Annotated in this window: 12 protein-coding genes, 1 tRNA gene and 1 pseudogene; 6 read left to right on the forward strand and 8 right to left on the reverse strand. The window is 68.6% G+C overall.

The window, feature by feature from the left end:
• Window positions 1–3: 3 nt before the first annotated feature.
• A tRNA-Pro gene (locus tag DQP56_RS19420) sits at window positions 4–77 on the reverse strand.
• A gap of 191 nt (window positions 78–268) precedes the next feature.
• On the opposite strand from DQP56_RS19420, the gene DQP56_RS25840 reads away from it, so the two are divergent.
• Window positions 269–466, forward strand: a complete 198-nt coding sequence (locus DQP56_RS25840) for a hypothetical protein (protein WP_165825085.1) — start codon at window positions 269–271, stop codon at window positions 464–466.
• 31 nt (window positions 467–497) lie between these two features.
• Here the strand turns inward: DQP56_RS25840 and DQP56_RS25775 are convergent.
• The 3 genes and pseudogenes from DQP56_RS25775 to ponA2 form a co-directional block, all read right to left on the reverse strand.
• Window positions 498–611 (reverse strand): annotated as a pseudogene (locus DQP56_RS25775) (PLP-dependent cysteine synthase family protein); the annotation flags it as partial.
• On the reverse strand, window positions 608–1573 hold the full coding sequence (locus tag DQP56_RS19435) for a metallophosphoesterase (protein ID WP_112688228.1): 966 nt from the start codon (window positions 1571–1573) through the stop codon (window positions 608–610). The gene DQP56_RS19435 and the pseudogene DQP56_RS25775, both read right to left, overlap by 4 nt.
• Window positions 1574–1611: 38 nt before the next feature.
• The gene (gene ponA2 / locus DQP56_RS19440; protein ID WP_112688230.1) at window positions 1612–4038 is read right to left on the reverse strand and encodes a transglycosylase/D,D-transpeptidase PonA2; all 2427 of its coding nucleotides are present in this window, start codon (window positions 4036–4038) and stop codon (window positions 1612–1614) included.
• Window positions 4039–4390: 352 nt separating this feature from the next.
• Here ponA2 and DQP56_RS19445 point away from each other — a divergent pair, with 352 nt between their 5' ends.
• The gene (locus DQP56_RS19445) at window positions 4391–4753 is read left to right on the forward strand and encodes a WhiB family transcriptional regulator (protein ID WP_112688232.1); all 363 of its coding nucleotides are present in this window, start codon (window positions 4391–4393) and stop codon (window positions 4751–4753) included.
• A gap of 38 nt (window positions 4754–4791) precedes the next feature.
• Here DQP56_RS19445 and bagB read toward each other — a convergent pair whose 3' ends face one another.
• Window positions 4792–5943, reverse strand: a complete 1152-nt coding sequence (gene bagB, locus DQP56_RS19450; RefSeq protein ID WP_112688234.1) for an ATPase BagB — start codon at window positions 5941–5943, stop codon at window positions 4792–4794.
• Window positions 5940–6983 carry an ATPase BagA gene (bagA, locus tag DQP56_RS19455; protein WP_112688240.1) on the reverse strand — a complete coding sequence of 348 codons (1044 nt, stop codon included), beginning with the start codon at window positions 6981–6983 and terminating at the stop codon, window positions 5940–5942. The genes bagB and bagA overlap by 4 nt, the downstream gene beginning before the upstream one ends.
• A 50-nt stretch (window positions 6984–7033) precedes the next feature.
• On the opposite strand from bagA, the gene sp36 reads away from it, so the two are divergent.
• The 3 genes from sp36 to DQP56_RS19470 are packed head-to-tail and all read left to right on the forward strand — an operon-like array spanning window position 7034 to window position 8426.
• The gene (sp36, locus tag DQP56_RS19460) at window positions 7034–7195 is read left to right on the forward strand and encodes a Sp36 family protein (RefSeq protein ID WP_109560444.1); all 162 of its coding nucleotides are present in this window, start codon (window positions 7034–7036) and stop codon (window positions 7193–7195) included.
• Window positions 7192–7647: a RidA family protein gene (locus tag DQP56_RS19465; RefSeq protein ID WP_083040146.1), complete on the forward strand. Its 456-nt coding sequence runs from the start codon at window positions 7192–7194 to the stop codon at window positions 7645–7647. The genes sp36 and DQP56_RS19465 overlap by 4 nt, the downstream gene beginning before the upstream one ends.
• Window positions 7648–7649: 2 nt before the next feature.
• Window positions 7650–8426 (forward strand): MBL fold metallo-hydrolase, encoded by a 777-nt coding sequence (locus DQP56_RS19470; protein WP_112688236.1) that lies wholly within the window; start codon window positions 7650–7652, stop codon window positions 8424–8426.
• Between the two features lie 100 nt (window positions 8427–8526).
• Here DQP56_RS19470 and crp read toward each other — a convergent pair whose 3' ends face one another.
• Window positions 8527–9201 (reverse strand): cAMP-activated global transcriptional regulator CRP, encoded by a 675-nt coding sequence (crp, locus tag DQP56_RS19475; RefSeq protein WP_013830875.1) that lies wholly within the window; start codon window positions 9199–9201, stop codon window positions 8527–8529.
• Window positions 9202–9307: 106 nt separating this feature from the next.
• A complete protein-coding gene (locus DQP56_RS24815) occupies window positions 9308–9448 on the reverse strand; it encodes a hypothetical protein (RefSeq protein ID WP_165825086.1) in 141 nt (46 codons plus the stop codon).
• Between the two features lie 66 nt (window positions 9449–9514).
• On the opposite strand from DQP56_RS24815, the gene nth reads away from it, so the two are divergent.
• Window positions 9515–10261, forward strand: a complete 747-nt coding sequence (gene nth, locus DQP56_RS19480) for an endonuclease III (protein ID WP_112688238.1) — start codon at window positions 9515–9517, stop codon at window positions 10259–10261.
• Window positions 10262–10365 lie beyond the last annotated feature (104 nt).

The raw sequence follows: 10365 nt of genomic DNA on the forward strand, positions 1-10365 counted from the left end.
CAGTCGGGGTGGCGGGATTCGAACCCACGACCTCTTCGTCCCGAACGAAGCACGCTACCAAGCTGCGCCACACCCCGTGTGAAGCCACGACAGCGTATCGCACCGCCCCGGCAGCTACCCAAACGCACTGCCCAGAAGCCGATTGCGGGACACAGGTCACTCCGTCGGCGCAGCATGAAACACCCCACAATCCGGCGCGGGAAGCTGCAAACACCGCCAAAACTAGGCAGACTGGCTAATAACTAACGCTGTGCAAGGGAGTCGGATCATGACACTGTTGGGCGGAGCGGTGTATGCGGGTTTCTTCACGCTGGCTGCGCTGTGGCTGGTGGCCACCAACCCCGACAACGTCGAAGAACAGACTCACCCGAACCCGAAGCGGCCGGATCGCTCGAACTCAGACGGCGCCACCGCGGCCCCCCTCGGGTCCAGCCCTTGCTGTGCCGGCCAGTCGTCGCTGAAGTAGGGGGCGGCGTAGCGGTCGCGGCACATTCGGTGGCCCACGCCGAGGGCAGCGGGTAGCGCAGCAGCTGGGTGTCGGCCTCGATCAGCCGGATCGCGTTGTCGGCCCGGCGGCGTGGATGCCCGTGGTCGGCGCCCCGCCCGCTCAGCGAGCCGACACGGACGGCTCCCAGGAGCCGCGAGTGAGCCGCGAGTCATCGCCGCCGGTCGGTGCGGGCACCAGGGTCAGCAGGGTTGCCTCCGGACGGCACGCGAAGCGCACCGGCGCGAACGGCGAGGTGCCGATACCCGCCGAGACGTGCAGGCGCATATGGCCGCCCCACTGCGACGGTCCCTTGGCCCGGGAGCGATCCAGGCCGCAGTTGGTCACCAGCGCGCCGTAGAACGGCAGGCACAGCTGCCCGCCGTGGGTGTGGCCGGCCATCACCAATTGGTAGCCGTCGGCGGCGAAGCGGTCGAGCACCCGCGGCTCGGGCGAATGCGTCAGCCCCAGCCGCAGTGCGGCGGTCGGGTCGACCGGGCCGGCGATGGTGTCGTAGCGGTCCCGCTCGATGTGCGGGTCATCCACACCGGCCGCGGCGATCCGCTGCCCGGCCACGTCGAACTCCCGACGGTTGTGGGTCAGGTCCAGCCAGCCCCGCTCGGTGAACGCCGCCCGCAGGTCCTGCCACGGCAGCGGCGTGCCGTAGATGCGATGCGTGGGCTTGGTCAGGTATTTCGCCGGGTTCTTCAGCCGCGGCCCGAAGTAGTCGTTGCTGCCGAAGACGAACACGCCGGGCACCGAGAGCAGATCACCGAGCGCCTGCACCACCGCCGGCACCGCCTTCGGGTGGGCCAGGTTGTCACCGGTGTTGACCACCAGGTCCGGTTCCAGCCGGACCAGCTCGCGCAGCCAGGCCTGCTTGCGGCGCTGGCCGGGGCGCATGTGGATGTCGCTGATGTGCAGCAACCGCAGCGGTGACGAACCCGGCGCCAGTACCGGCATCGTCGCCTCACGCACCACGAAGGCGTTGCGTTCGATGATCGCGCCGTAGCCGATGGCCAGGGCCGCCGGTCCGAGCGCAGCCGATGCGGCGACCAGGGACCGGGTCAGGGCGGGTGATGGAGCCATGCGTTTCAGACTACTGCGCCTCGTCAGCGGCTCCGCGGTTACGGCGGCAACGGCTGCCCCGGCGCCGGCGGCGGCAGCAGCGGAATGGTGATCGGCGGCAACCCGGGAATCTCCACCACCGTCGAACCCACCGGTGCCGGCAGGCCCTCCGGCGGCGGTGGCGGTGGCGGCGGGATGCCATTGCTGACCTCGATGGTCACGATCGAGCCGGGAATGGTCTGTCCGCTCGGCGAGGTGCCCACCACCGCTCCGGAGCGGGCGCTGCTGTTGACCCAGTTCGGTTGCTCGGCGACCTGGAACCCGACTTCCTTGAGCCGCTGGCGTGCGGCGTCGACGTCCAGGCCGACGACGCTGGGCACCCGCGAGTTGGGGCCGCCGTCGACGTAACGGGGATCGGTCGGCGGCATGATGACGTCACCGAAGTCGGTGGCGATCGGCTTCATCGCTGCGAACCAGGTCCGGGCCGGCTCGTTGCCGCCGAACAGGTCGCCGTCCCCGCAGTGCCGCAGCGGGAACGAGCACAGGTCCGACGGTGAACTGGAGTCGTCGAAGATGTAGTTGGCAGCCGCGTAGCGGTTGGTGAAGCCCAAAAAACCCGACGACCGGTGGGCCTCGGTGGTACCGGTCTTGCCGGCCATCGGCAGGTCCCAGCCCACCGAACCCGCCGCCGGTGCTGCGGTGCCGCCGCCGGCGATGTCCTTGCCCAGCGCATTGGCCAGCGTGTTGGCCAGCCCTTCGGGAACCACCCGCTCACAGATTTCGGTGGTGACGGCCAGTTCGTTGCCGTTGCGGTCGAAGACCTTGTCGATCGGGTTCGGCGGGCACCAGATGCCGCCGGAGGCCAGCGTGGCGGCGACATTGGACAGCTCCAGCGCGTTGACCTCGATCGGGCCCAGCGTGAACGACCCGAGGTTCTGCCGCTTGACGAAGTCGGCCAGGCTCTCGTTGCTGTCCGGGTCGTAGTCGCGGGCGGTACCGGGATCGGCGTAGGAGCGCAGCCCCAGTTTGATCGCCATGTCGACGGTGCGTCCCACCCCGACCTGCGAGATCAGTTTGGCGAACGCGGTGTTGGGGGAGGTGGCCAGTGCGGTGGAGACGTTCATCGGCGACCGGTAGGGCGCGACGTTCACCACGCACCAGGTCTCCTTGGGGCACCCCTTGGCGCCGCCTGATCCCATGCCCTTGGTCTGGAACCGGCCCGGCACGTCGAGTTCGGCGCTGATGCCCATGCCCATCTCGAGGGCCGCGGCCACCGTGAACGTCTTGAAGATCGACCCGGCGCCGTCACCGACCAGCGAGAACGGTTGCGGGCGCATGGTTTCGCCGATGTCGCCGTTGAGCCCGTAGGTGCGGTTGCTGGCCATCGCCAGCACCGGGTGCGCGTCGGGGCCGGGCTTGATCACGCTCATCACGCTGGCGATGCCCTGCACGTTCGGGTTGGCGAAACTGTCGATCGCCTGCTTGACCGAGCCCTGCACGTCAGGGTCCAGCGTGGTGTGGATGACGTAGCCGCCGCGAGCCACCTGCTCCTTGCTGATGCCGGCGCGAGCCAGGTACTCCTGCACGTAGTCGCAGAAGAACGCCCGGTCGCCGGCCGCGATGCAGCCCCGCGGCAGCTCGTTGGGCTGCGGCAGGATGCCCAGCGGTTCCTCCTTGGCCGCCCGCAGCGCGTCGGCCTGGTCGGGAAGGTTCTCGATCATGGTGTCCAGCACCAGGTTCCGCCGCGCCAGCGCGCCCTCCGGATTGGTGTAGGGGTTCAGCGCGCTGGTCGACTGCACCATGCCGGCCAGCATCGCCGACTGTTGCCAGTTCAGCTCCGAGGCGTCGACCCCGAAGTAGGTCTGGGCGGCGTCCTGGATGCCGAAGGAGTTGTTGCCGAACGACACCAGGTTCAGGTAGCGGGTCAGGATCTGCGGCTTGGTGAAGGTGCGGTCCAGCGTGAGCGCCATCCGGATCTCGCGAAGCTTGCGCGCCGGGGTGGTCTCGATCGCGGCGCGCTTCTCGGCATCGGTCTGGGCCAGCACCAGCAGTTGGTAGTTCTTGATGTACTGCTGCTCGAGGGTGGACCCGCCGCGGGTGTCGAGGTCACCGGAGGCATAGCCGGCCAACCCGGTCAGCGTGCCCTTCCAGTCCACGCCGCTGTGTTCGGCGAACCGCTTGTCCTCGATGGAGACGATCGCCAGCTTCATGGTGTCGGCGATCTTGTCGCTGGGAACCTCGAACCGGCGCTGGGAGTACAACCAGGCGATCGTGTTGCCCTTGGCGTCGACCATCGTCGTCACCGCCGGCACGTCGCCGCCGACCAACTGGGCCGAGCCGTTGGCGACCACGTCGGAGGCGCGGTTGGACATCAGGCCGATACCCCCGGCGACCGGGAACAGCAGCGCCGCGAGCAGCACGGCGGCGAGCAAACAACACCCGGCCAGTTTGAGCACGGTTGGGCCGGTCGGGGGACGCTCCGACATGGCTAACACACTAACGCCGGTACCGGATGACGCTCACTGAAGTCCCCGGCAGACCCCGGCGTCGGGGGTGAGCGCCGGATCCGGGGCCGGTCGGCCCCGTCCGGAAAACGCCGAGTCCAGACTGTTCGCAGCGGCCCGCCACCGTGCAGATCATGATCGGACGGCACGGTTGTCCCAAAAAAGTGGGTATCTACCAGTTGCGCGAATGCCACCTGACCACCTAACTTGGACATCGAGTGCGATTCAGGTAACACTGATGACACGATGTGGCGTAGATCGCAATGGCGGTCGACGCTGATATCGAAGGTACTGAATAGGTGGCTGCTGGGGCGGCCGGGACGGAGGATCGTCAGTGTCTCTTACACGGCCAGCGGTTCAAAAGACCAACCCACCGGCGACACCGGCCTCCCGTACCGTCCTGCGCGGCGTGCAGGACGAGAGCAGGATCGCCTGGGTCTCCAAGGCGCTGTGCCGCAGCGCCGACCCGGATGAGCTCTTCGTACGCGGTGCCGCACAGCGCAAGGCCGCGGTGATCTGCCGGCACTGCCCGGTGGTGCTGGAATGCCTGGCCGACGCCCTGGACAACCGGGTCGAGTTCGGCGTGTGGGGCGGCATGACCGAGCGGCAACGGCGGGCGCTGCTCAAGCAGCACCCAGAGGTGACCTCGTGGCGCGACTACTTCGCCGCCCAGCGCAAACAGCGTGACGCCGGGTAGGCGGCGCCGGCTGAAACGCGACTGAGTCTTCTTTGCGTCTACTTCGCCGTCAGCTGGTCGGCGATGGCGCCGAGTGCTTCCAGGTCGGAGACGTCGAACGGTAGCGAGGGCACCCCGACGATGGGAACCCGCGGGTTCGCCCGGGTGAAGCGCGACAGCAGCCGGATCTCACGCTTGGCGGTGGCACCACGTTCGGCGTGAATCCGCAGTGCCGCAGTGGCCAGCGCCTTCGCCCCGTCGGACACCGACTCGCTCGGGGCCTGCTGCAGCGTTTCGATGCCGTCGATGGCGCGCTCGATGGGCAGCTCGCACAGCATCGGGTGGGTCCGGTTGAGGACCAGCCCCGCCAGCGGCATGTGCTCGCCGGCGAGCCGGTCGACGAAGAACGACGCCTCGCGCAGCGCGTCGGGCTCGGCCGCTGACACCACCACGAACTGGGTGCCGCGCCGCTTGAGCAGATCGTAGGTGCGGTCGGCCTTCTCCCGGAACCCACCGAACGTGGCGTCGAGGGACTGAACGAAGTTGGCCGCATCCGAGAGCATCTGCGAGCCGAGCACGGTCGACAGCGCTTTCATCGCCAGGCCGAGCGCGCCCGCCACCAGCTTGCCGATGCCGCGCCCGGGGCCCAGCAACAGCTTCCACAGCCGGCTGTCCATGAAGCTGCCCAACCGCTTCGGCGCGTCCAGGAAGTCCAGGGCGTTGCGGGACGGCGGGGTGTCGACCACCACCAGATCCCAGCGGTCCTCGGCGAGCAGCTGGCCGAGCTTCTCCATCGCCATGTACTCCTGCGTGCCGGACAGCGAGGTGGCGACGGTTTGGTAGAACTGGTTGCTCAAAATCGCCTCCGCCCGCTCCGGGCCGGAGTACTGGACCACCATCTCGTCGAAGGTGCGGCGCATGTCGAGCATCATCGCGTGCAGCTCGCCGGGCACCTCCGGGGCCAACGGCACCCGCTGGGGGCTGTTGCCCAGATCATCGATGCCCAGCGCCTGCGCCAGCCGCCGGGCCGGGTCGATGGTCAACACCACCACGGTGCGGCCGTATTCGGCGGCCCGTAGCGCCATCGCGGCGGCGGTGGTGGTCTTGCCGACGCCGCCGGCGCCGCAGCACACCACCACGCGGTTGGCGGTGTCGGCCAGGATGGCGGCCATGTCCAGCGCCGCCGGCTTGCCGGTCGTTTCGGGTGTCATCGAACCCCCTGTCGGCCGAGAATCTCGGATAGCTCATACAGACTGCCGAGGTCGACCCCGTCGGTGATCGTCGGCAGGTGCAGCCGCGGCACGTCCAGCTGCTCCAGCTGCTCGGCCGTCTCCGTCCGGGCGTTGATGCGGGTGGCGTGCTGGATGGTCTCGGTCAGCAGGCCCGCGAAGTCGTCGTCGGACAGCGTGATGCCGGCCGCGGTCAGGCCGGCGCGGACCGCGTCGGCGTCGACGACTCCCTCGGCGGCCTTGGCCAGGTCGTCGGGTTCCAGATGCGCGGGGATGTCGCGGTTGACGATCACGCTGCCGATGGGCAAGTCCAGCTCCCGCAGCTCCTCGATCGCCTCGAGGGTCTCCTGCATCGGCAACGCCTCCAGCAGCGTCACCAGATGGATCGCGGTCTGATCGGAGTGCAGCAGCTTCACCACGCCGTCGGCCTGCGAGTGCACCGGGCCGCCCTTGGCCAGCTGTGACACCGCCTTGGTGACGTCGAGGAACCGGGCGATCCGGCCGGTCGGCGGCGCGTCCACCACGATCGCGTCGTAGACCGGCTTCTTGTTCTTGTCGGTCTGGATCACGTGGTACTTGATCTTGCCGGTGAGGATGACGTCGCGCAGGCCCGGGGCGATGGTGGTGGCGAATTCGACAGCCCCGACGCGCTTCATGGCCCGGCCGGCGATGCCCAGGTTGTAGAACAGCTCGAGGTATTCCAGGAACGCGGCCTCGATGTCCATCGCCAGCGCGTCGACCTGCCCGCCATCTTCGGCGGTCGCGACCTTGAGCGGATCGATGGGCAGCGGTGGCACGTCGAACAGTTGCGCAATCCCTTGGCGCTCTTCGACTTCCACGAGCAGTACCCGGCGCCCGCCGGCCGCCAGCGACAACGCCAGCGCGGCGGCCACGGTCGATTTGCCGGTACCGCCCTTACCGGTCACGAAATGGAGCCGGGCCCTCGTCAATCGCGAAGGCCAGCCGATGGGACTCGTGCCTGTCGGCGCCTGCGCGCCGTCCTTCCCCGGTGAGGCTGTCACCACTGCATGCTAACCAAGCGCTTGCCCGGGCTAACGATAAGCTCGCTGCTATGAGCGAACGCACCGTGTGGGAGTACGCCACCGTCCCGCTGATCACGCACGCCACCAAGCAGATTCTCGATCAGTGGGGCGAGGATGGCTGGGAGCTGGTCTCGGTGCTCCCCGGGCCCTCCGGTGAGCAGCTCATCGCCTTCCTGAAGCGCCCGAAATGAGCTGGCGGGCGCGGCTGAGCGAACTCGGGATCGAACTGCCCGAGACCGCCGCACCGTTGGCGGCCTACGTTCCGGCGGTACGGACCGGCGACCTGGTCTACACCTCCGGTCAACTGCCGATGACCGGCGGCAAGCTGGCCCGCAGCGGCAAGGTCGGCGCCGAGGTCAGCCCCGAAGAGGGGCACGCGCTGGCCCGGATCTGTGCGCTCAACGCGCTGGCCGCCGTGGACGCCCTCGTCGGCATCGACGCGGTGACCCGGGTGGTCAAGGTGGTCGGGTTCGTCGCCTCCGCCCCGACCTTCAACGGCCAGCCCGGCGTGGTCAACGGTGCCTCCGAGCTGCTCGGCGAGGTGTTCGGGGAGGCCGGCGCGCATGCCCGCTCGGCCGTCGGAGTCTCGGCGTTGCCACTGGACGCACCCGTCGAAGTCGAGCTGATCGTGGAAATCGGATAGGTGTGTCACTGAGTCATCCCGCCTACGGTCGGCTGCGACCGGTCACCGAGACCGCGTCGGTGCTGCTGGCCGACAACCCCGGCCTGATGACCCTGGAGGGCACCAACACCTGGGTGCTGCGCGGGCCGCGCAGCGACGAGGTGGTGATCGTCGACCCCGGCCCGGACGACGACGAGCACATCGGCCGGCTCGCCGAGCTCGGCAAGGTCGCGCTGGTGCTGATCAGCCACCGCCACTTCGACCATACCGACGGCATCGACAAGCTGGCCGACTCGCTCGACGTGCCGGTGTACTCGGCGGGCAGCGGATTCCAGCGCCGGCTCGGCGGCGGCCTGATCGACGGCCAGGTGATCGAGGCGGCGGGTCTGCGCATCACCGTGTTCGCCACCCCGGGGCACACCGCGGACTCGCTGTCATTCGTGCTCGACGATGCGGTGCTGACCGCCGACACCGTGCTGGGCCGGGGCACCACCGTCATCGACACCGAAGACGGCGACCTGGCGCACTACCTGGACTCCCTGCACCGGCTGCGCGGCCTGGGCGGACGCACCGTGTTGCCCGGGCACGGGCCGGAGCTGCCGAACATCGACGCGGTGGCCGCCGGGTATCTGGCGCACCGCGAGCAGCGACTCGATCAGGTGCGCTCCGCGCTGGCGGCGCTGGGCGAGGACGCCACCGCACGCCAGGTCGTAGAACACGTCTACACCGACGTCGACGAGGAGTTGTGGGACGCCGCCGAATGGTCGGTGCAGGCTCAGCTGGACTACCTGCGGGGTTGAACCCAGCGCGAGGCTGGGGGTACCTCCCGCTTGCGAGGCTGTAGTTAGCGTGGTGCCTACTCGCACTTTCCCGCGCTAAGTACAGCCTCGGCGCAACGAACTAGCGGGCGCGCCTGGCCAGCCGCTCGGAGTCGGAGATCAGCACGCTCTTGCCCTCCAGCCGGATCCAGCCGCGGTGGGCGAAGTCGGCCAGCGCCTTGTTCACCGTCTCCCGCGAGGCCCCCACCAGCTGGGCGATCTCCTCCTGCGTCAGGTCGTGGGTGACCCGCAGCGCCCCGCCCTCCTGGGTGCCGAACCGCTGCGCCAGCTGCAGCAGCTGCTTGGCAACCCGGCCGGGCACGTCGGTAAAGATCAGGTCGGCGAGGTTGTTGTTGGTGCGGCGCAGCCGGCGCGCCAGCACCCGCAGCAGCTGCTCGGCGATCTCGGGCCGGTCGGAGATCCACGACCGCAGCGCGTCGCGGTCCATCGAGACCGCCCGCACCTCGGTGATGGTGGTCGCGCTGGAGGTCCGCGGGCCGGGGTCGAAGATCGACAGCTCGCCGAACATGTCCGACGGTCCCATGATGGTCAGCAGGTTCTCTCGGCCGTCGGGCGACCGCCGGCCGATCTTCACTTTCCCGGAGACGATGATGTACAGCCGATCGCCGGGCTCTCCTTCGGCGAACACCGTGTGTCCGCGCGGAAAGTCCACGGGCTGAAGCTGCTTGGTCAGCGCGGCGACGGCGCTGGGCTCAACTCCCTGGAAGATTCCGGCCCTCGCCAGGATCTCGTCCACGTTGCCCCTTAGATGTTCTTGAATGAAGGTTTGAAACGCGCAAACGCCAGCCTTTACCGGGCTAGCCATCTGAGTCTAGAGCCAAGCGTCAAGCGTCGTGCCAACGCTACACACGATTGGCGCGCCGAGTCCGGGGAAACTGCGGATTCGTCGTCTCCACCTGGCTCAACCCGGTCTCAATGCGCTCCAGCCTCACCGCTGCCAGCATCAGCAACGCAGGTATGGCGGTGATCAGCAGCCAGGACACAAGGTGACAGTAAACCTGGGCAAGGTCTCATTGCGGTCACAAATTAGTACCCTGTCGGAGGTGACAGTGGACAAAGCCGCCCGCGCGGCGCGGACGGAGACCCGGATCGGGTTGGTACGGCGTGCTCGCCGAATGAATCGGACTCTGGCGCAGGCCTTTCCGGATGCCCACTGCGAGCTGGACTTCACCACGCCGCTGGAGCTGGCCGTCGCGACGGTGCTGTCGGCCCAATGTACCGACGTGCGGGTGAATCTCACGACGCCGGCGCTGTTCGCCCGCTACCCGTCCGCGCTGGACTACGCGCAGGCCGACCGCACCGAGTTGGAGGAGCTGATCCGGCCCACCGGCTTCTACCGCAACAAGGCAACCTCACTGATCAAGCTGGGGCAGGCGCTGGTCGAACGCCACGACGGGGAACTGCCCGACACCATGGACGAACTGGTGCGGCTGCCCGGGGTGGGCCGCAAGACCGCCAACGTCATCCTGGGCAACGCGTTCGGGATCCCAGGCATCACCGTCGACACCCACTTCGGGCGGCTGGTGCGGCGGTGGGACTGGACCCGCGAGGAGGACCCGGTCAAAGTGGAGCACGCGGTCGGCGAACTGATCGAGCGCAAGGAATGGACGGTGCTGTCCCACCGAGTGATCTTCCACGGCCGGCGGGTCTGTCACTCTCGCAAACCGGCCTGCGGCGTGTGCGTGCTGGCCAGGGACTGCCCCTCATTCGGGCTCGGGCCCACCGATCCGATGGAGGCCGCCGCGCTGGTCCGGGGTCCCGAAACCGAGCATCTGCTGGCCCTGGCCGGGCTGTAGCGGCCTGATGCGGATGCGGCCCATGACCAGGTCGACCTGGTGGACCCTGGCGGTACTGGCGGTGGCCATCGCGCTGGTCGCCGCGCTGGTGATCGAGCTGCACC

Origin of the sequence: Mycolicibacter senuensis (genome assembly GCF_003284925.1) — a bacterium.
Taxonomy (GTDB): domain Bacteria; phylum Actinomycetota; class Actinomycetes; order Mycobacteriales; family Mycobacteriaceae; genus Mycobacterium; species Mycobacterium algericum_A.